The sequence below is a fragment of the Tenacibaculum sp. 1_MG-2023 genome, assembly GCF_030547425.1.
Classification (GTDB): domain Bacteria; phylum Bacteroidota; class Bacteroidia; order Flavobacteriales; family Flavobacteriaceae; genus Polaribacter.
The window spans coordinates 122056-144260 of the sequence record NZ_JAUORH010000007.1 but is presented as its reverse complement, the minus strand read 5'-3'; the positions used below and the strand labels follow the sequence as shown (position 1 = coordinate 144260).

Here is a 22205-nt window from a genome sequence, read left to right as displayed (position 1 = left end):
TTTCTCGCTATCGCTCGAAATGACAAAACGTACGTCATTTCGAACTGTAGAGCAACGGAAGTGAGAAATCTTTTAGTTGAGTGTTAGGAATTTTCAATAGTGTTTGTAACTAGAATTAAGCAGATTTCTCGCTATCGCTCGAAATGACGTTTATCTATTATAGTAATAACGGTATGTTTTTTTGGTTCGTCATAACGAGGAGTGCTAACGACGTGGTTATCTTTTTGTAGACAAGCAGATTGCTTCGTTTCCCTCGCAATGACGGAACTTGTCATTTCGAACTGTAGTGGAACGGAAGTGAGAAATCTTTTAGTTGAGAGTTAGGAGTTTTCAAGAGTGTTTGTAACTAGAATTAAGCAGATTTCTCGCTATCGCTCGAAATGACAAAACGTACGTCATTTCGAACTGTAGAGCAACGGAAGTGAGAAATCTTTTAGTTGAGTGTTAGGAATTTTCAATAGTGTTTGTAACTAGAATTAAGCAGATTTCTCCCTCTGGTCGAAATGACGTTTATCTATTATAGTAATGACATGAAATACGGAATGACGTTTAGCGATACTTACATATCGTAATTAGGCGTGTCGGGTGATTGGTGCATGAAGTGCATGTCTAAATCATTAAGGGTGTCGGAAAAAGAGTATAAGCTTTCTTTTTTAGTGAGTAAGGCATCAATAATTTCCACTGCTTTTTTCAATCGAGTTTCTTTGTCTCCTTTTAACAACACATACGGACGGTTGTGTTTTTTCAACGCATTTTCAAAGGCTTTAAACATTTCCAAACGTTGCTCGGGTCTGTCGCGTAAATCATCCGCTTCCCAAGGCGTATCGATATAGGTTAAAAAATAAATATCGTAAGTGTTTTCAATGGCAGCCTCATCTAATTTCGGATCTACGAATCCGCCATAATACGCTTCAGAATATACTTTGGTTTCTAACAAATCGGTATCACAGATGAGTACTTTATCCGCTTTTTTAGCCAATTCATTTTCCAAGTCCATTTGCCCTTCAGCAATCGGAATTAAATCGTGTTGTTCACAAGTTTTACGTTCGTTATTCCATTTGTCTTGCAAGTATTCACGCGCAAATTCGGGTGCCCAAACCGTATTGTAATGACGTGCTAACTGACCAGAAAGCGTTGTTTTTCCTGTGCTTTCAGGTCCAAATAATACCACCTTTACAAGGTTGATGGGTTGTTGTGTAAGTGCTTTTTCCATGCTAAATATCCTGCAATTGCAATAAAGGTAAATAATAAATATTGAAAACTAGTAAAGGTAAATCCTTTGTAAAAGTACAGTGGAACGGAGATAATATCGCCAATAATCCAATAAATCCAGTTTTCTATTTTTCGTTTTGCCATGAGCCACATTCCAACAAAGAAAATGGCAGTGGTAACGGTGTCTACATAAGCTGTCCAGCTTGTCCATTTATCAAAAACGGTATACACAGCATAGACAAAAACTAAGGTGGCTACAAATATGGCTACGCTTTGTTTTTTTTCTTTAAGTGTGGTTCTAGAGATAGGAGTTACATGGGTGGCGTCTACTTTGCGAGTCCAGATATACCAACCGTATACACTCATCATAAAATAGTAACCGTTAATCATCATATCACCTAACAGTTCCCATTTTAACAAGAGGTACACAAAAATAGCAGTGCTTATCATCCCCGTAGGGAATACCCAAATTTTATTCTGTTTAGAATACCAAACGGATAAAAACCCAAAGATAACAGCGATAATTTCTAGCCAAACATCAATAGGGTTGTAATCAGCATACTGCCCAAAAAGGAAATCAAAAAGTTGGCTCATAATCGCTGCGATCGGTTTTTACGATTTTCATGAATAGCAATCCGTTGTCAATTAATTCAAAGGCATTTTTTAATTCTGAAGTCACCAAATGCATCACGGTATCATAATCTCCATATACTTGCGTACTTAATGGATTTTCTAACACGGTTAATCCAGAGGCTCTTAGTTTTTTGATGAAATTGATAATGGGTTCTTCAAATTCGTTCTGAAGCGGACTTAAGGTCAATTCTACGGATATTTTCATGGTTGTTCCTAATTAGAAAGATGCAAAGTTACTAAAGTTAAGTTGTTGTTGCGTGGGAAAGGTTTTGGGAGTTTTTTTGGAGTTGTAGAGTTTTTTAGTTGCAAAGATGCAGAGTTTCAAAGTCTCATAGTTGCAAAGTTGCGAGGTTTTGGAGTTTCAAACTAGGTGTTTAACAAGCACATACGCAGGTAAAGCCTTCCATTTCTAAAAAGTGGATGTCGTACTCAGAGGTTTGTCCTTCATACAAAATTTTTCCAGTGGTTACATTTGTTTCAAAAGAAAAATCTTCAATATAAATGTTTTCTAAGAAGCGTAATTTTTTCTTTCCGTAGATTTTATACAAGCTTTCTTTGGCTCCCCAAACAATGGTAAGTTTGCTTACTAAAGCATCATGGTTAGCTATGGACTTGTATTCTTCTATCGGAGTAAACTTGTGTGCGATTTTTACAATTTTGTCGCGCTGCATTTCAATATCTATCCCCACAGGTTGTGTATCGGAAATAATTATTGCTGAAAAGGTAAATGAATGGGTGATTGAAATGAATTTGCCGTCTTTTAAGTGTGGTTTGCCGTAGCCATCATACAGTAAATCATCATCGGTATACCCAACTTCTTTAAGTAAGTGACGTACACTCATGAAGCCTCTTTGGTGTAAATCGGACTTCATGCCATTTACTCTTTGTTGATTTCCGCTTGTTAAAGAAACGCCGTTAGAAAGTTGTTCAAAAGATTCTTCAATCTTCCAAATCAATGCTTTAGCATGGTTGTTTACCGTTAATGTTTTGTAAAGAGGCATATTTTAGAAAGTTATTTCGTAATTTTGCGACTCAAATTTAAGATACATAAATATACAAAAATATGAGCACAAAAACCGCGACATATGTTCCTTACAAAGTTAAAGATATTTCTTTAGCTGATTGGGGAAGAAAAGAGATTGAATTGGCAGAAGCTGAAATGCCAGGGTTAATGAGTTTACGCGAAGAGTATAAAGATGAGCAACCTTTAAAGGGTGCAAGAATTGCAGGATGTTTACACATGACGATTCAAACTGCGGTTTTAATTGAAACGTTACAAGCTTTAGGTGCTGAGGTTACTTGGAGTTCTTGTAATATTTTCTCTACGCAAGATCAAGCTGCTGCTGCTATTGCTGCTGCTGGAACACCTGTGTATGCTTGGAAGGGACTTACAGATGAGGAGTTTGATTGGTGTATAGAGCAAACATTATTTTTTGGAGAAGACAAGAAGCCATTAAACATGATTTTAGATGATGGTGGAGATTTAACCAATATGGTTTTAGATAAATATCCTGAGTTAGCTCCTGGAATTAAAGGTTTATCTGAAGAAACTACTACAGGGGTACACCGTTTATACGAGCGTATGAAAAACGGAACGTTACCTATGCCTGCGATTAACGTAAATGACTCGGTTACTAAATCGAAGTTTGATAATAAGTACGGATGTAAAGAATCTGCTGTAGATGCAATTCGTCGTGCAACAGATATTATGTTAGCTGGTAAGCGCGTAACTGTTTGTGGTTATGGAGATGTTGGTAAAGGTACTGCTGCTTCTTTTAAAGGAGCTGGTTCTATCGTTACTGTTACAGAAATTGACCCTATTTGTGCGTTACAAGCGGCTATGGATGGTTTTGAAGTAAAAAAACTAGAAACGGTTGTTGGTAATTCTGATATCGTAATTACTACTACTGGTAACAAAGATATCGTAAGAGCTGAGCATTTTGAAGCAATGAAAGACAAAACAATTGTTTGTAACATTGGTCACTTTGATAACGAAATTCAAATGGGTTGGTTAAATGAAAAGTATGGTAGTACCAAAGATACTATTAAACCTCAAGTTGATAAATATAACCTTAACGGAAAAGACATTATTGTTTTAGCTGAAGGACGTTTAGTAAACTTAGGTTGTGCTACGGGGCACCCAAGTTTTGTAATGTCTAACTCATTTACAAACCAAACTTTAGCGCAAATCGAGTTATGGAATAATGCTGATGCGTATAAAAATGAGGTGTATATGTTACCAAAACATTTAGATGAAAAAGTAGCAAAATTACACTTAGCTAAGATTGGTGTTGAGTTAACTGAGTTACGTGAAGACCAAGCGAAATATATTGGTGTAACTGTTGAAGGTCCATACAAACCAGAACACTATAGATACTAGTTTACAGGTTTAAGATTTTAGAATCAAGACATAAAAAATCCCGCAACATTGTTGCGGGATTTTTTTATACTATTTATAAAAGTTTTATTCAGTAGGAATACGCTCATCAATCATTTTTAATGGCATACCTTCCATTAAATCGATTAAGTCTAAAATGTCTCTTACTTTCTCTTCTTCTTCGGCTTGTTCCGTTACAAACCATTGTAAAAAGATTTCAGAAGTAAAATCACTTACTTTTCTTGCGGTTTTAAATACGTGGTGAATAGATTTGGTAACTTCTATTTCTGCATCTAGCGAAGCTTCAAAAATAGCGCGTAAGCTTTCAAATTCGTGAGCAACTTCTGTGGCTACAGGTGACATTGCACTACCGCCATTATCGTTAACAAATTTAAAAATCTTCATCATGTGTTCTCTTTCTTCTTCTGCTTGCTTATAAAAGTATGTTGCACTATTTCTAAGCTCTCTTTGATCACACCACGATGCCATTGCTAAATATTTAGAAGATGCTTGTTGCTCCATTGTTATTTGGTGGTTTAGCAAATCAACTACTTCTACATCTAAAATCATGTCTCTTCTTATTGCTGTTTCCATAATATTTTGTTTAGTTTTAATACTATAAAGATACAGATTATAAGGCTCTAAAAGAATAGAGAACCTAATTTAAAGCTAGTCTTAGTAAAGACTTTTTACTTAAAAACTGATAAAAGAAGTTCTCTTAGCTCTATAAGTTGAGGTACATCTAAGAATAACAGATGCTTGTTGTCTGCTGCAAAAAGAAGTATGAAGTTATCACCATCGATAATAGTTTCTAACGATTCGTAAGATGAGTGTTGTAGTACTTTTTTTCTGAAGGCTAATAGTTGACAAAAAGTAAAGTCTATTACTTTATAGCCTAAATCTAATTGATAACAGTTTCTGCTACCACAAGATATTTTAAACGATAATTCTTCTACAAAAAAATTCATTCGGCAAATATAATTATTTTTAATGAATCTAAAGAAGAATAATTTAAGGCAATAAAAAAGCCCGCAAACTTGCGAGCTTTAATGTTATAAACGTCTTTTAAGACTAAATATTAAATATTCAATGATTTGAATAACTCAACTAACTTAGGGTTAGAAGGTCTTGGAGCATTAGAGTCTACAATGTTTCCTTCTGGATCTAATAAAATAAATCTTGGAATTCCTGATACTCTGTAGGCATCCATAAAAGCTTTATCTTCTTTAGCGTATAACTGAACTCCTGATAATTCTTTATCAACAATCATTTTCTTCCAAGCTTCGTAATCTTTTTGTCTGTCAACAGAGATACTTACAAACTCAATATTTTTGTTGTGGTATTTTTCTTCTACTTTCTTTAAGAAAGGAATTTCGTTTTTACATGGTTGACACCAAGTAGCCCATAAATCAATGTAAACATATTTACCTTTTAAGTCATCTAAAGAAGTAGTACCACCAGCATTGTTTTCGTAATCAACAAATTTAGGAGACTCCATGCCTTTAGCTAATTTTTTCGCTAAATATTGTTTGTCGTTATATACTTTTGTTAGATAGTTTTCAAGCCCTAAAATATTTTGCTTTTGACTTACTACGAACGCAGAGTCTAACGAAGTTCCCTCAAATTTCTTATTAAAGTCATCAACAAAAGAAGAAACTTTAGATCTGAAATCTAACTCTGGTAAGTCCATTAATTCTTTGTCTCCAAATATTTTTTCTTGCTCTAAAGAGGCTTTAGCCAAGAAAGCACTTTCTTCAAAACCAGTACCTGTGTAAGTTATAGTTTCGTCAAATTCTTTAGCGTCAAGGGTCATATTAATATCCGCTCCATTTTTTAAATATAGAGTAGCATATTCTTTACCATCAAAAAGTCTGTAGAAACCATCTTTTACATTCATAGTATCTTTAAAAGTTCCGTCCTCACCAATTTTAATTACTTTGTTGAATTTAAACTGAGGGTTAGAAATAGTAATAGTTTCAGAGTTTTTGTTAGTAATTTTTCCAGAAAAAGTTACATAATCTTTTTGCTCCTCTTTACATGAAACTAAGGCAATAGAAATTGCCAATAAGTAAATTAGTTTTTTCATTAGGGTGTATGTTAAATTTTGCTATCCAGCATTTTTATAAACGCCTAAATTAGTGATTTTATATGAAAGAACAATTTTTTAACGTTTCTCTAACTGTTTTCATAGTTGGCTATTTAATAATACTATGAATCAGTAATTAAGTTTTTATTTTTAGCCTAACCATCCTTCACGATCTAAACTTCTATATTGAATTGCTTCGGTAATATGTTCAGACTGTATGTTTTTTGAGGAAGCTAAATCGGCAATGGTACGAGATACTTTTAAAATCCTATCATAGGCTCTAGCGGATAAGTTTAGTTTTTCCATGGCAATTTTTAACAAGTTTTTACTTTCTTCTGATAGCTTACAAAATTCTCGAATTTGTTTTACATTCATTTGAGCATTGTAATGAATGTTTTCAAAGTTTTTAAATCGGTTTGTTTGAATTTCTCGGGCAAGCGTAACTCTTTTTCTAATATCTACACTGCTTTCTCCTTTTCGTTCATCAGATAGCTTGTCAAACGGAACTGGGGTTACTTCAATATGAATGTCAATTCTATCTAACAATGGACCAGAAATTTTACTTAAGTAGCGTTGCATTTCGGCAGGGGAGGAGGTAACAGGAGAATCTGGGTTGTTAAAATATCCTGAAGGACTAGGATTCATACTTGCTACCAACATAAAACTACTAGGGTAATTTACTGTAAAACGAGCTCGTGATATGGTAACTTCTCTATCTTCTAAGGGCTGACGCATCACTTCTAAAACAGTACGTTTAAACTCTGGAAGCTCATCTAAAAAAAGCACACCATTATGTGCCATAGAAATTTCTCCAGGTTGTGGGTATTGTCCACCACCTACAAGTGCAACATCAGAGATAGTATGATGAGGGCTACGAAAGGGACGTTGATACATTAAACCTGTATTCTTTACTTTTCCTACTACAGAATGTATTTTGGTAGTTTCTAGTGCTTCGTGCAAAGTCATAGGAGGCAAGATTGAAGGAAGACGTTTGGCTAACATTGTTTTTCCTGCCCCTGGTGGTCCTATAAGAATAATATTATGTCCACCAGCTGCTGCGATTTCCATACAACGTTTTATAGATTCTTGTCCTTTTACATCAGCAAAATCAAACTCAGGGAAGTCAATGTGTTTGTAAAACTCAGCTCGCGTATCAACGGTTGTAGGTTCAATTAGTTTGTTTCCATCAAAATGATTGATAACTTCCATTATGTTGTCTACTCCTAAAATATTTAAGTCATTTACAATGGCAGCTTCCTTGGCATTTTCTTTTGGGAGAATAAAGTGTTTGAAACCTTCTTCACGAGCCTTAATAGCAATAGGTAGAGCTCCTTTTATAGGTTGTAAACTTCCATCAAGAGAAAGTTCTCCCATAATAATGTATTCGGCAATCTGTTCTGATTTTATTTGATTGGAGGCAGCCAAAATACCAATAGCTAAGGTTAAGTCATATGCAGCACCTTCCTTTCGAATATCAGCAGGTGCCATGTTAATAATAATTTTTTTTCCTGGGAGTTTGTAACTGTTGTTCGCTAAGGCAGCAGAAATTCGATACGAGCTTTCACTTACTGCTTTATCGGGTAAACCAACTAAATGATATCCTATACCCTTATCAATATTTACTTCAACAGTAATTGTGGTTGCTTCAATACCAAAAACAGCACTTCCATAGACTTTTACTAGCATATTTTTCTCTTTTCGCTAAAGATAGAGAAAAAAATAAAATTTATTGTAATTGTATTTGTTTTGAATTCGAACGAGTTGGGTCATTCTTTTTTAAGAAACCTTTTAAAAGGTTGTTATTCTGATAATCTGTATAATCATCATAAATTAACGACGTTGGCTTTTTACTTAGTTTATTAAAAGGAATGGAAAAAGAGTTGTTATCAATGTCTTGTTGACTTACGATAAAAAATGATAATCCATTTAAATCTAGATTTTTATTAACTGTTGATGAGTCATAAAAAGTAGAAGAGGGGTTAGAAAAAGTATAAATACTTTTAGGTGCTTTCTCCTTTTATCAACTTCTTGGGCTGTAGTAGAAAATATGACTGCTATTAAAAAAACGGTAGTAATACTATTTTTCATAAAGTTAGATTTATAAAAAATAGTACCAATAATTATGCCTCTTTTGATTTAGGGAAAATGTATTTATACATTTTACGAATACTAATAAATATTAAAACCACTAAAATAATAGCCACTGCAGGTAAAAAAATAGAAAAGAGAGACATTATGATAGAAGAGCCTGTTTCTACAGTAGAAATAACAGGGTTTGCAACACCAGCTGTTGTCGCGGTAGAGGTTAGTCGAGTAGAAGCAGCAGTTCCTTTAATGGCAGAGGCTGTTCCTCCACCAGCAATAATTGCCAAAGCCCAAGTGATTACTGGAGATAAATCAGTTATTGTTGAAGCCATAACGGCGGTACCAGCAATAGCTGCTAATGGAATTGCTATTGTATCGAGTAAATTATCAAACCAAGGAATATAATATGCAAATACTTCTAAAACAGTGGCTACTCCTAAGGTTATGATAGCTGTTGAGCTTGCTACCCAAGCCCAGTTTTCATTTAATGGGATAATATTATAATACCCAGCAAGGCTCAAAGCAAACAATGGTAGAAAAACTCTAAAACCTACGGAAGCTGCTAAACCAATTCCTAAAAATATGCTGATAATTGTTTCTGGTGTCATGTGTTTTTTATTGAAAAGATATAAAAAAAGCCTCTTTTTTAAAAAAGAGGCTTTTAAATATATAATATTTATACCAAAATTAGTTAGAGTTAAATCTGTCTAAACCAGTTTTTAACCAATTGTAGTAAGTTGCATGATCTGTATATTGTTGAGGTGAGTTTAATACCTCTAACTCTGGACTCATTAATACATAGAATGGTTGAGAAGCTGTTTTAAAGTTAGCCGCCTGTAATGTAGCCCATTTATCACCATAAGTTCTAATTCTTTTTACTTTTCCGTTAGATTTAATAAAGTCGAATTGTTCTTCTTCTGGTAATGTTCTTTGATGATCATCTACATATAATGAAATTAATACATAGTCATCATTAATTAAAGAGTAAATGTTTGGTTGACTCCAAATATTTTCTTCCATTTTACGACAGTTTACACAAGCCCATCCAGTAAAGTCTAGTAACACTGGTTTGTTAACTGACTTTGCATAAGCAACCCCTTCATCAAAATCTTTGAAACAGTTTAGGTTAAGAGGACAGTGGTTGTCTTTTTGGTAAATACTATGGAATTTAGGAGGTGCAAAACCACTTAATAATTTATTTTGACTCCAAGCTGGTTTTTCCATAACTCCTGGAGCTAAATATACAGCTAAACCTAAAGAACCTAATCCTAATAACACTCTGAAAAGAGTTATTTTACCGTATTTTTTACCAATAAATCCAAATAAGTAAAGTGCTAATAAAAATGCAATTAAAGCCCATATTCCAATAAAGATTTCTCTTTTTAATAATCCCCAATGACCTACTAAATCTGCATTTGATAAGAATTTAAAAGCAAAAGCTAATTCGATAAAACCTAAAACAACTTTAACAGTGTTTAACCACCCACCAGACTTTGGCAATGTGTTTAACCAGTTAGGAAACATTGCAAATAAAGCAAATGGTAACGCCAATGCTAAACCAAATCCAACCATACCTACTGATAATTGTGTTGCTCCTCCACTTAACGATCCTGCTAATAACGACCCTAAAATAGGACCTGTACAAGAGAATGAGACAATAGCTAAAGTTAGTGCCATAAAGAAGATTCCGAGTGTTCCTCCAACATTAGAGGCACTATCAGCTTTATTACTCCAAGAACTAGGTAATGTTAATTCATAAAAACCGAAGAATGAACCTGCAAAGAATATTAGAATAACAAAGAAAAATAAGTTTAACCAAATATTTGTTGAAATACTATTTAAAATTTCAGGATCTAATGTATCTAAGAAATGGAAAGGAAGACTTATTAATCCATAGATTAACACGATGAAGAAACCGTATAAAACAGCACTACCAACACCTTTTCCTTTTTTCTCTGTGCGTTTTGTAAAGAAAGATACAGTTAAAGGAACCATTGGGAATACACATGGAGTTAAAAAAGCTAACAATCCACCAACGAAACCTAATAAGAAAATGTTTAATAAGCTATTGTCTTCGTCTTCTCCTGATGCACTATTTGTATCAGTTGAACTTTTTAATAAAATAGTATTCTTTAAATCTAAATTTAAAGATTGAGACAACTCTTTACTTTTATCATCTACTTCTGCAACAGTTTGTGCTACTTTTTCACCTGTTAATGAAAATGTAAAATCTTCATCAAAAGGCAAACAGTATTCTTTACAAACTTGTGCATCAAGATTTAATGTAATTTTTGTTAATGTAGAGTCAGAAACAGTAATTCTTTGTATTATCTTACCTTCTTCAACAAAAAATATTTCGTCTTTTCCCCAGATTTCACTAAACTGAGTTTCTGTTTCGCTTTCTTTGGCCTTACCATTTAAGGTGTATCCAGATTGCCCTTCTGCTGGTGCAATTGTCATAGGTAGTGATGCGTCTTCTGGGTTATACTGAGAGTATAAGTGCCAGTCTTCAGCAATTAACACGTCAAAAATTAAGTCGTACTCAGTATCAGAGATTTTCTCTACTTTAGGAGTAACAACTACGGGATTATCGTCAGATTGAGAATAAACCGCTAAACCTATGAATAATAAAAATAGAGTAAAGAATTTTTTCATTCTATATGTAGTTTGATGGGGTTAATTAAATACTAATTTTTAATAGTTTGGTTGTGTTTTCTGTTGGTAAAAAGCGTCTATCTTGTCGTTTTCCTACTATCCAAATAATCTCATTTTTACTGGAACAGAGCAACCAAATTTTATTTTTGTTTACAATTGATATTTTTTCGTCTTTAAAATACTTACTTACTTTTTTACGTCCTAACATTCCTTTAGGATAAAAAAAGTCGCCGGATTTCCACCGTCTAAGTTTTAGCGGGAAGTTAAGTAGTTCATTATCAACATAAATACTTTTATTGTCAGCATTGGTTTTTTTTTGAACCCTTTTTAGTAGCAGCTTGATTGGTGCTGTAATTTCTTTGTTTTCCTCCCTTATAATGAAATATTCGTCCTCAAAAGAACCTTTTTCATTAGTGCGTAAAAGTAATAAAAAATCTCTGTCTTTCAACAAAGTATAAAATTTTGTTAAAATCTGCTTACCAGACTGAGCGTAAACTAAGTTATAAACATCGTTCCATTCCGTGAATTTATAAGGCTTTAACAGCTGGTAGAGGTATGCTTTGGGATCGGATAACTTTAACAGTTTCTCAATATTTATTTTTAATAAATCACCTTCTTTTGAAACGATTTTATTGGTGATTTCTTCTATTTTATCAGTAACAATTTGCTGAGATTCTTTTAAATAACCAATCGTTTTATTAAAGTTGTTTAAAAAACTGGGGTTCAGTTCTTTTAGTGCAGGTGTTATTTGATGACGAATCTTGTTTCTTATATATTTTGTTTCAGCATTACTTTTATCTTCACGCCATTCAATATTGTTCTGTTTTGCAAAATTTAGAATTTCTTCGCGTGAAAAAATAAGTAAAGGTCTAACAACATTTTTATTAACTGAAGGGATGCCTGTCAAGCCCTCTAAACCTGTGCCACGAGATAGGTTAATTATAAAGGTTTCTAAATTATCGTCAGCATGATGTGCTGTTAAGGTATAATCAAAAACATTCTCTTGATTTAGTTTACCAAACCAATTGTAACGTAATTCTCTAGCTGCTAATTGTGTTGATAATTTATTTTTAGTAGCGTATTCATTGGTATTAAAGTTTGTTGTAAATGTTTGGATATTCAAGTTTTTCCCTAACCTTTTAACAAACACTTCATCTAAATCACTTTCTTCTCCTCTTAATTGAAAATTACAGTGTGCTAACGATATATTAAATTGTAGTTTATGTAAAAGGTGTGTTAGTACTACACTGTCAACACCTCCAGAAATAGCTATGAGTAATTTTTTCTCTTTTAAAAAGGGAAATTGTTCGTTAATATGTGTTGCTAATTCTTGAAGCATATAGGTAAATAACTATTGTAATTGAGTGTTTAACCAGTTTAGAACATCTTGTAACATTTCTTCTTTACATAAGTCATTTTGTAACTCATGATATCCGCCTTCATATAGTTTAATACTAGCTTTAGGTGTATTGTTAGCAAATGCTTCTGTTCCTTTATAATCAATGATTTTATCTCCTGTACCATGCAATAATAGCATTGGAGTTTTTAAAGAGGAAGCATTTTTAATAGCCCATTCGCCAGCATCAATAAAAGATAAAGAAAAATTAGGGCTTATTTTATCGTGAACCAGAGGGTCATTACTATATCTTTTAACTTCAATAGGGTCACGTGATACATCGTTTGTGTCTAATTCATTACCTAAGGTAATTGAAGGAGCAATTTTTTGCATTACTTTTCCTAACGAAAGTTTCCAAGCTGGTGGCTGAAAAGCTAAACGTAAAAACGGACTTGTAGCTATAACTCCTTTTAGGTTGTGTTCTTTTCTAAGTGTGTAATTAATTACAGTGTTGCCTCCCATAGAATGCCCGTATAAAAAGATGGGCTTGTCGTTAAAAACCTCTTTAGCTTTTTCAATAAGTTTAGTAACACTTTTTAATACATAGTTGTAACCTGGATTGTGTCCTCTTTTTCCTGTTGTCTTACCATGACCGAAGTGGTCAAAAGCAATTACGCCAAAATTATTATCGGTTAGTTTTTTTGCAACGTGTTCATATCTTCCAGAATGTTCTCCCATTCCGTGAATTAATACTACGATAGCTTTTACGCTTTCTGGTTGCCAATATTGACCGAAAAATTCAGTTTTTTGAAACTTAAATGTAAATGTGTTGTGTGTCATCTAATCTCTCGTAATGTTTCCGTCTTCTAAAATATTAAAAATAATAGTAGAAGGGGTGTCAGAAATATACTCTACCAATTCAATGCTATTTTTATTAAGAGTAGAAGTAGTTTTTAACATACCTTCTGCTATTTCATCATAAGCTAGTACTTGACTATTGATAATATTAAATTTATCATCATAGTTTACTAACATAGAAATTAGTTCAGTGTTATTAGGATAAAAATAATATACTACTGATTGAAAGTTTTCTGATATTTTAGGAAGATAAGAAACCCCAATTTTAGCTTTTTCATTGTTTAATTGCTCTTCAAAAATAGAAGGAAGTTTTAAAAGTTCTTGTTGTGACTTGGTTAATAGTTTGCCTTCAGCATGATTACTAAAGTTTGTACTGTCAATTAAAGGAACAGTTTTAGTAGGGTAGTTGTTTAAAAATGAATACTTGTTAACTTTACAAGATGTCATTGATGCAATAATAGCAACGAAAAGTATAATTTTAATTGTGTTTTTCATTTTATGGGGATTTAGTTTTTTTAAGTTATGTGCTATAAATATAACTAACTTTTGTTTGTTAGTACAAACTTCATAGCCTTGGCTTTGAGTAAACATTCTTCATATTCTTTTTCTGGGGTAGATTTAGCTGTAATAGCTCCACCAACGGAGTATGAAACGTATTTGTTTTCTGCATTGTATAAAATACTTCGGATAACTACGTTAAAGTCGAAATCACCATTTGGGGTAAAATAGCCAACGGTACCAGAATATAAACCGCGTTTGGTTTCTTCTAATTCTTCAATAATTTTCATTGCCGAAATTTTAGGGGCCCCAGTCATACTTCCCATTGGAAAAGTGTCTTTAATTACATCAACTGGCTGTGTGGTATTTTCAATTTCTGAAACTACGGTAGAAATCATTTGGTGCACTTGTTTAAACGAATACACTTTGCATAGTTCTTCTACTTGAACACTTCCTTTTTTAGCTGTTCTTGATAAGTCGTTACGTACCAAATCTACAATCATAATATTTTCTGAGCGTTCTTTTTCATCACGAGCTAAATCAAAAGCAATTTTATTATCTTCAATAGGATCAATCAAACGTTTTGCTGTTCCTTTTATAGGTTGTGATATGATTTTTGATTCTTCTTTTCTAATATATCGCTCGGGAGTTGCGGATAGTAGGTAATGATTGTCGTTTCTAAAAAACGTTGCAAATGGTGGTTCTGATATTTTGTTTAGCTGTGTATATACTTTATATGGGTTTATAACTGTGTTTTCTGCATAGAATTCTTGACAGAAGTTAGCTTCATAAATGTCTCCTCTATGTATATGTTCTAGTACTTTTTCTACTTTTTGATGGTATTCATCTTTATGGATACGTAGTTTTATTTTTACGTCATCTGTTTCTTCTTGTTCGTGATTTTGAATAGTAGGATTGGTTTCAATGATATCTTCAAAATCTTCTTCTAACTCATCATCAATCATTTGTAAGTAGTGAAATTCAACTGTGTCTCCTTTGATGAAAATTAACTTTTGAGGTTGAAAAAAATACAGATTAGGAAAATGAAGTCCGTCAAAATTCTTAGAAGTTAGTCTTTCAGTATCGTTTTTAACATCATAACTAATGTAGCCAAAGATGTAGTCTTTGGTGAAAGACTGATATTCTTTTAGCTTATCAAAAGCGTTGTGATAATCTGTTTTAATAGAGGTAAATTCTTCTACAGCCAAAGCACAATCAAAAGAGCTGTATTGTTGTTCATAGTTGTTAGAATCTAACCAAACAGCAGTTTCAAATTGTGTAGCCCAAACAAATAGTTTTTGTTTGAAGAGCTCAGGGGTGTCTATAGAAAAAATACGGACGGTTCTTGACATCGCCACAAAAATAAGAAACCCGATAGAAATACTACTATCGGGTTTAGGTTTTTATGATTTTGAGTTTTATATCATTTACAACTTGAATAAAGAAAAAAATCATTATTTTCTTTTACAGTAATTTCAAATCATAACTGGTATTATTCTTTTTTTGAGTTTTCGTATTCTTTAATTTTCTTTTCAACTTCTTCTAAAGTACCTTCAAAAGTTTTTTCTTCAGTTGTTTCTTCACCGTTTTTAACAATTGTAGTAGTAATAGTAGCTTTAGCAGTACCATCATGATTCTTTTCAATAGTTACTTTAATGATATTTTCTAACTTGTTCTCAGTAGTAGATTCAGCATCAGTTGAAAGTTTTATTTCATGTTTTTCACCGTTTTTGTCAATCCAGACTTTACTATTTTCTGTCTTTTCATATGTTTCAGAAGAAGCATGTCCGCCTAATATTGGGGCAATAACTAAACCAACTAAACAGGTAAGTTTAATTAAAATATTCATTGATGGTCCAGAGGTATCTTTAAAAGGATCACCAACAGTATCACCTGTTACAGCAGCTTTATGAGCATCAGAACCTTTGTAAGTCATTTCTCCGTTGATTTCAACACCAGCTTCAAACGATTTTTTTGCATTATCCCAAGCGCCACCTGCATTATTTTGGAAAATAGCCCACATAACACCTGACACACAAACACCTGCCATATAACCACCTAAAGGTTCAGCACCAAAAACCAATCCGATAATAATTGGAGAGATGATAGTAATTAAGCCTGGTAAAATCATTTCTTTTAAAGCAGCTTTGGTTGAAATATCTACACATTTTGCATATTCAGGAATACCAGTTCCTTCCATAATTCCTGGGATTTCTTTAAACTGACGACGAACTTCATGGACCATTTCCATAGCTGCTTTTCCTACCGATTGCATGGCTAATGCTGAGAATATAACAGGAATCATTCCTCCAACAAAAAGCATCGCTAACACATCAGCTTTAAAAATGTTAATTCCGTCAATTCCTGTAAAAGTAACATAGGCAGCAAACAACGCTAAAGCAGTTAAGGCAGCGGAAGCAATGGCAAACCCCTTACCGACAGCAGCAGTGGTATTTCCTACTGAATCTAAAATATCGGTACGCTCACGAACGTGATCTTCTAGTTCACTCATTTCAGCAACTCCTCCTGCATTATCGGCTATAGGGCCGAAAGCATCAATAGCTAATTGCATAGCGGTTGTAGCCATCATTGCTGAAGCTGCTAAAGCAACTCCGTAAAATCCAGCGAAATAATATGAGCCATAAATGGCAGCAGCAAATAATATAACAGATAAAAAAGTAGATTTCATGCCTACCGCTAAACCTGCAATAATATTGGTTCCAGCACCTGTAGCACTATTTTGTACGATAGCTAACACTGGTTTTTTACCTAAACTGGTATAATAAGCTGTAACCATTGAGATTAATGCTCCTACAGCTAAACCAATACAGGCAGCCCAAAACACATTGATAGCTGCTACTTCTTTAAAACCTTCTCCAAAGAACTTCATTTGCATTGTTTCAGGAAGCATCCATTTAATCAAGAAGAAACTAGCTATTAATGTTAAAATAATAGCAACCCAGTTTCCAGTATCTAGTGCTTTTTGTACTTGTGCTTCTTTTGCTGTATTGTCTTTGATTCCTACTAGAAAAGTTCCGATGATTGATGCTACGATACCGACTCCTGCAATTACTAAAGGGAGTAATATTGGTCCCATTCCGTTAAAGGCATCAGAAAAAGGTGAGGTTATAGACATATCTCTAATAACATAATTTCCTAGTACCATAGCTGCTAATACGGTTGCTACGTACGAACCAAATAAATCAGCTCCCATACCCGCAACATCACCAACATTATCACCAACGTTATCAGCGATGGTTGCTGGGTTACGAGGATCATCTTCGGGGATTCCTGCTTCTACTTTTCCTACTAAATCGGCACCAACATCGGCAGCCTTGGTATAAATACCTCCACCAACACGAGCAAATAAAGCAATTGATTCAGCTCCTAAAGAAAAACCGGCTAAGGCTTCTAAAACAACAGTCATTTCACTGTAGAAGTTTCCATCATCAGTTATAAATTGTCCAACGAATAATAAAAAGAATAAACTTAGCCCTAAAACAGCTAAGCCTGCAACTCCTAATCCCATTACGGTTCCACCACCAAAAGACACTTTTAGTGCTTGAGGTAAACTAGTTTTAGCAGCTTCTGCGGTTCGTGCATTGGCATCGGTTGCTATACGCATTCCTATATTTCCTGCTAAAGCAGAAAAGATTGCTCCGATAATAAATGCAGGAACAATCATAATACTTGTTGTTTCTACTAATTGAGAGATTCCAAATAAAGCTAATGAAGCAATAACTACAAAGATTAATAGTAGTCGATACTCGGCAGCTAAAAAAGCGAGAGCTCCTTCTTTAATACTTTTAGAAATGGATTGCATTTTTTCATTTCCAGGGTCTTGCTTTTTTACCCAGATCATTTTTATGTACATAAAAATGAGCCCTAAAATTGCCAATGCTATTGGCACATATATCATGTTTTGTTTCATGTTATTGTTATTTGATTAGTTATAAGTGTTCGTAAATATAACAAAATCAATAACTAAACAAAAAACCTCTCAGTTGTAACTGAGAGGTTTTTTGTTTTATATAGGATGATTTTTACAGATTAAATCTTGAAATTTCCATTAGCTTTATGTTCGCTATTTTCATAACGCTCTAAACATTTATCTAAAATTTCGTATGCTTCATCTGCATCACCCCAGTCTCCAATATCAACTTTTTTCTTTTCTAAGTCTTTGTATACTTGGAAAAAGTGTGTGATTTCTTTTTGACGGTGTGGGTTTAAGTCAGTGATGTTGTTATATCTGTTCCAAATTGGATCAGATACTGGTACACAAACAATTTTTTCGTCTGGTCCTTTTTCGTCTGCCATATGGAAAACACCAATTGGTTTTACTTCCATAACACACATCGGGAAAGTTGGTTCAGCACCTAAAACTAAAACATCTAAAGGATCTCCATCTAATGCTAAAGTTTGAGGAATAAATCCATAGTCTCCAGGATACATCATTGATGAGAATAACATTCTATCAAAACGGATTTTTCCTAAATCAAAATCGTATTCGTACTTGTTTCTACTTCCTTTTGGTATTTCAATTAAAACATCAACTGTCTTTCTTTCTTTTGCGGTCATATATTCTAAACTTTTCTTCGTTTTCTAAAATCGGTTTGCAAAAGTAGTGATTTATTAGTTTTTTTAAAGAAAAAATAAAGGTAATTTATGGTTAAATGTATGATTATAAGCCGGGTTTAATACCTATACGGATTGCGAACTTAGGTGTTGGAGCAACAATTGAGCCAGTAGGTGGTGTATAATTACTTCTCCAAATAGCGTCAATCCTTAGAAAACGCAAGTTACCATATCCAATATTTTCTAATCCAACACTGTATTCATAATATAGTTTGTTTGGAGCATTGTAGTTAACGTTAGGTGCTCCACTACTATTAACTAATCCATCGTTTATAGCTCTATTTTGTTGTGAAATGTTTCCGTAAGCAGCTCTAAAAGAAACTAAGCTTCTTAGTTTTAATTTTTTTAATAGCGGTATTCTGTTCAAAATATAACCATTAAAATGGTGCTCAAAATGTCCTGCTAAATATTCATCGGCAACAAAATCGTAGTAATTAAGTAAAGCAAAAGTGTCTTTAACTAATGAGAATGTTTGGTTGGCAGGAATTGGACTTAATAAGGCAACTGGAACTGTACCAAATGTTTTTCCTGCTTCAAAACTAGCGTCTAAAGTTCCAAACTTACTTAGTAAAATTGGTTGACTATATTTGAATTGGATTTTATCATAACTATGGGTTCCATTAAAGGGCCCTTTATAACCTCTTCGGTAGTTTAGTACAAAAGTAGGGAATACGTTTTTTCCAAAACGTCTTTCTACACCTAGTCCGTATACAAATCTTCCTGGAGTGAATGAAACATAAATATCGGAAGCAACATCGGTTACTTGTGATTGAACGTTTCCGTTTTCATCTCTATAATTCATAGAGAAATCTTTCTCAGAAGCTGAAGTTATTTTTGAATGAGAAAAATTAAATCCTACATGTAGGTTTTGTTGAATTTGATAATCGAAGTTCGTAGCTATTTTTTCAATATCTGATAAAAAGAAATTGTCTCCTCTTGAAAATAATGCAGTTGTTCCAAAGCTTCTTCCTAAAAGTTGCGTTGTGTTTAGTAGAGTACTTCCCAATTGTTCAATGTCTTTTTGGTAAGCAACTCCAACAGCTATTCTAGGTTTATAAGATAAAAGGTAACGTGCTTCTGCACCATATTTTACACGTTTATCTTTAAAACCGTAAGCAACATGACCACCTAAACGAAAACGATCGTCTTTAGTTACAAAAGTTCGAAACCCCATTTTAGTTCTAAACCCTTCTACTTGATTGTTGGCAAAAGCAGTCCATAAAGGCCCAATTTGAACACCGATATTTGTGTTTATATAACCACTAGCTACTGTGTTTATTAGTCCTGTTAGGTTTTTTATTTGTTTCTTTTCTTTAACGCTTTCAATTAGTTTGTGTGTTTTTTTACTTTCATTGGTTTGAATATTCTCCCAGTATGAATCTTCTTTTTCATATTGATCAGGTCTAATCTTTTCAATAGTTTGTTCGTAGAAATTTTTAGGAAGAGCTTTGTTTAAGACGTAATTCTTAAAAGTAATATCTTTTTTTATCGTTAACCCTTTGTTACTTTCGTTTTTATCAATGAATGTAAAGTCACCTTCATAGGCATTTTTAGTAGGAATGTAAATACTGTCGTTTCGTACCTCAAATTCTTTTTCAAAACTAAGTCCTCTTACAAAGTTCAAGTTAATACTTTTATGAACTTTCATTTTTAGTTTTTTGATAGAGAAGTTTTTATCGGCTACCCAAAAATTTCCTTGAAAGGCTAAATCTCCATCTCTTCTAGGGAAGAAATATATGTTGTATAGTTTTTTGTTGTTGTTAACAACACTATCGTACAGAACATAGTCATATGTAGAAAATCCATCAGTGGATAAAGGGCTGATGAAGGGTTTTTGAAGCAGTGTTATGTTGTTTTTAAAAACATCAATATTTTGAAAAGTGTTAGCCATTCGGTCAAAAATAAAACCTTGAGCACCTAATCCTTCAGCTTTTTCAGCTTCTATATCTTCTCTAACATTCTTGTTTTTATTATCACCATAAACATTGGCAACTTGTTCATTTAAATAAACAGGAATATAATAGTTTATTCCATCACTATCATATTTTATTTCTTGAAGGGCTTGTTTGTATTCTTTCTTGAATATTTTTTTCAAAAACAAAGTGTCTAAGTTGTTTAGACCTATCTCTATGGAAGTATTTTTTTTGTATTGATAATGGTCAACTAGGTCAAGTCCGTTTTTTCGTTTACGCTTCCATATTTCTTTTAAAATTCTATAAGCAGGATTTTCTTTTTTCTTTAAGCGTTTTTTAGGTTTGGTAACAATAACAACTTCTTCTAACTCATTGCTTTCTTCTTTTAAAACGACGCTTAAAAACTTTGTTTTTTGGCTGACTTTTATGGTTTGGGTTTGAAATCCTACAAAAGATATTTCAAGTATGCCTCTGTATTTATTTGTTTTTAAATAAAACTTACCATTATCATCAGTAGTGGTTCCGTGTGTGGTGTTTTTTAGAATGACATTAACAAAAGGTATTGGAGTATCAAACTCGTCAACTACTTTACCTTGTATTGTTAGTTGTGCGCTTAAAACACTGGTAGTCAGTAGTAATAGTAAGTTAAAAAGATGTTTCATTATTTTTTTACTACAAAATCCTTTTGACGTGAGTCAAAAGGATTTTAATTTATTTTCAATTTCTTTTTTCTTGAATTATTTGCGGTACATTACCTCTTTTACGGCTGATATTACATCATTTGCATTTGGTAGCCATTCTTCTAATAATACAGGAGAATATGGTGCAGGAGTATCAGCGGTATTAATTCTTTTTATAGGAGCATCTAAGTAGTCAAACGCTTCATCTTGTACTCTAAAAGTTATTTCTGATGAAACATTTCCAAAAGGCCATGCTTCTTCTAAAATAACTAATCTATTTGTTTTTTTAACAGATTTTAAAATAGCTTTATGATCCATTGGACGAACTGTACGTAAATCAATAATTTCAACTGAAATTCCTTCCTTAGCTAATTCGTCTGCAGCTTTGTAAGCTTCTTTGATGATTTTACCAAAAGATACTACTGTTACATCAGTACCTTCTCTTTTAATATCTGCAACTCCAATAGGAATGATATATTCTCCCTCAGGAATTTCCATTTTATCACCATACATTTGTTCAGATTCCATGAAAATTACAGGGTCATCATCGCGAATAGCTGCTTTTAATAAACCTTTTGCGTCGTAAGGATTAGAAGGAACAATTACTTTTAATCCAGGACAGTTAGCATACCAACTTTCAAAAGCTTGTGAGTGTGTTGCTGCTAATTGACCTGCAGAAGCTGTGGGGCCACGGAAAACAATAGGACAGTTAAACTGTCCACCACTCATTTGACGGATTTTCGCAGCATTGTTAATAATTTGGTCAATTCCTACTAATGAGAAATTAAAAGTCATATACTCAACAATAGGGCGGTTACCGTTCATTGCTGATCCTACAGCAATACCACCAAAGCCCAATTCGGCAATAGGAGCATCAATAACGCGTTTATCACCAAACTCGTCTAGCATGCCTTTGCTGGCTTTATATGCACCATTATACTCAGCAACTTCTTCTCCAATTAAGTAAATGCTTTCATCTCTACGCATTTCCTCGGTCATTGCTTCGCAAACGGCTTCTCTAAATTGTACTGTTTTCATACGTTTTATAAGTAGTTGTTTATCAAGAGTGCAAAAATAATAAAAATAGGGGTAATATTGTAGTTTTAAAACCAACAAATGATTATGTAATAATAATATCTTAATTTTGAGGTTGATTAGTGTTGAGGAAAAAATTTATTATGCACGCATAGTAAATTAAAAAAAATCCTTAACTTCGTCGCACAAAATTAAGTTTCTT

At 33.3% G+C, this 22205-nt stretch carries 19 protein-coding genes; 1 reads left to right on the top strand and 18 read right to left on the bottom strand.

The genetic code is table 11. The features are described from left to right. Window positions 1-559: 559 nt before the first annotated feature. From Q4517_RS07030 to Q4517_RS07015, 4 genes are all read right to left on the bottom strand, one after another. On the bottom strand, window positions 560-1213 hold the full coding sequence (locus tag Q4517_RS07030) for an ATP-binding protein (protein WP_303507818.1): 654 nt from the start codon (window positions 1211-1213) through the stop codon (window positions 560-562). Beyond that, complete coding sequence (gene pnuC / locus Q4517_RS07025; protein ID WP_303507815.1) at window positions 1174-1806, bottom strand: nicotinamide riboside transporter PnuC; 633 nt, start codon at window positions 1804-1806, stop codon at window positions 1174-1176. Before pnuC ends, Q4517_RS07030 begins: the two co-directional genes overlap by 40 nt. Further along, window positions 1790-2050, bottom strand: a complete 261-nt coding sequence (locus tag Q4517_RS07020) for a hypothetical protein (RefSeq protein WP_125345427.1) — start codon at window positions 2048-2050, stop codon at window positions 1790-1792. Before Q4517_RS07020 ends, pnuC begins: the two co-directional genes overlap by 17 nt. 169 nt (window positions 2051-2219) lie before the next feature. Then, complete coding sequence (locus Q4517_RS07015; protein ID WP_303507810.1) at window positions 2220-2846, bottom strand: 4'-phosphopantetheinyl transferase superfamily protein; 627 nt, start codon at window positions 2844-2846, stop codon at window positions 2220-2222. A 62-nt stretch (window positions 2847-2908) separates the two neighbouring features. Between Q4517_RS07015 and ahcY the strand changes: the two genes are divergently transcribed. Continuing rightward, window positions 2909-4225, top strand: a complete 1317-nt coding sequence (gene ahcY, locus Q4517_RS07010) for an adenosylhomocysteinase (protein WP_303507807.1) — start codon at window positions 2909-2911, stop codon at window positions 4223-4225. Window positions 4226-4309: 84 nt separating this feature from the next. Here the strand turns inward: ahcY and Q4517_RS07005 are convergent, their stop codons facing one another. The 14 genes from Q4517_RS07005 to Q4517_RS06940 form a co-directional block, all read right to left on the bottom strand. Beyond that, entirely contained in the window at window positions 4310-4816 is a 507-nt protein-coding gene (locus Q4517_RS07005; protein WP_303507805.1) for a ferritin, read from the bottom strand. Between the two features lie 95 nt (window positions 4817-4911). Beyond that, window positions 4912-5190: a hypothetical protein gene (locus tag Q4517_RS07000; protein WP_303507803.1), complete on the bottom strand. Its 279-nt coding sequence runs from the start codon at window positions 5188-5190 to the stop codon at window positions 4912-4914. Between the two features lie 110 nt (window positions 5191-5300). After that, entirely contained in the window at window positions 5301-6308 is a 1008-nt protein-coding gene (locus Q4517_RS06995; protein ID WP_303507801.1) for a TlpA disulfide reductase family protein, read from the bottom strand. A 150-nt stretch (window positions 6309-6458) separates the two neighbouring features. Beyond that, complete coding sequence (locus tag Q4517_RS06990; protein ID WP_303507799.1) at window positions 6459-7994, bottom strand: YifB family Mg chelatase-like AAA ATPase; 1536 nt, start codon at window positions 7992-7994, stop codon at window positions 6459-6461. 434 nt (window positions 7995-8428) lie between these two features. After that, on the bottom strand, window positions 8429-9001 hold the full coding sequence (locus tag Q4517_RS06985) for a DUF4126 domain-containing protein (protein ID WP_303507797.1): 573 nt from the start codon (window positions 8999-9001) through the stop codon (window positions 8429-8431). 79 nt (window positions 9002-9080) lie between these two features. Then, the gene (locus tag Q4517_RS06980) at window positions 9081-11048 is read right to left on the bottom strand and encodes a cytochrome c biogenesis protein CcdA (protein WP_303507795.1); all 1968 of its coding nucleotides are present in this window, start codon (window positions 11046-11048) and stop codon (window positions 9081-9083) included. A gap of 25 nt (window positions 11049-11073) precedes the next feature. Further along, entirely contained in the window at window positions 11074-12387 is a 1314-nt protein-coding gene (tilS, locus tag Q4517_RS06975; RefSeq protein ID WP_303507793.1) for a tRNA lysidine(34) synthetase TilS, read from the bottom strand. Window positions 12388-12399: 12 nt separating this feature from the next. Beyond that, window positions 12400-13224, bottom strand: coding sequence for an alpha/beta hydrolase (locus Q4517_RS06970; RefSeq protein WP_303507790.1), 825 nt, complete (start codon window positions 13222-13224; stop codon window positions 12400-12402). Next, window positions 13225-13737, bottom strand: a complete 513-nt coding sequence (locus Q4517_RS06965) for a hypothetical protein (protein ID WP_303507788.1) — start codon at window positions 13735-13737, stop codon at window positions 13225-13227. It lies immediately after the preceding gene. Between the two features lie 44 nt (window positions 13738-13781). Further along, window positions 13782-15092, bottom strand: a complete 1311-nt coding sequence (gene pabB / locus Q4517_RS06960; protein ID WP_303507786.1) for an aminodeoxychorismate synthase component I — start codon at window positions 15090-15092, stop codon at window positions 13782-13784. 140 nt (window positions 15093-15232) lie between these two features. Further along, complete coding sequence (locus Q4517_RS06955) at window positions 15233-17671, bottom strand: sodium-translocating pyrophosphatase (RefSeq protein ID WP_303507784.1); 2439 nt, start codon at window positions 17669-17671, stop codon at window positions 15233-15235. A gap of 119 nt (window positions 17672-17790) precedes the next feature. Next, window positions 17791-18318: an inorganic diphosphatase gene (locus tag Q4517_RS06950; protein ID WP_303507782.1), complete on the bottom strand. Its 528-nt coding sequence runs from the start codon at window positions 18316-18318 to the stop codon at window positions 17791-17793. 103 nt (window positions 18319-18421) lie between these two features. Then, window positions 18422-20950, bottom strand: coding sequence for a DUF5686 family protein (locus Q4517_RS06945; RefSeq protein WP_303507780.1), 2529 nt, complete (start codon window positions 20948-20950; stop codon window positions 18422-18424). A 75-nt stretch (window positions 20951-21025) separates the two neighbouring features. Further along, on the bottom strand, window positions 21026-22006 hold the full coding sequence (locus Q4517_RS06940; protein ID WP_303507778.1) for a pyruvate dehydrogenase complex E1 component subunit beta: 981 nt from the start codon (window positions 22004-22006) through the stop codon (window positions 21026-21028). Between the last annotated feature and the right edge of the window lie 199 nt (window positions 22007-22205).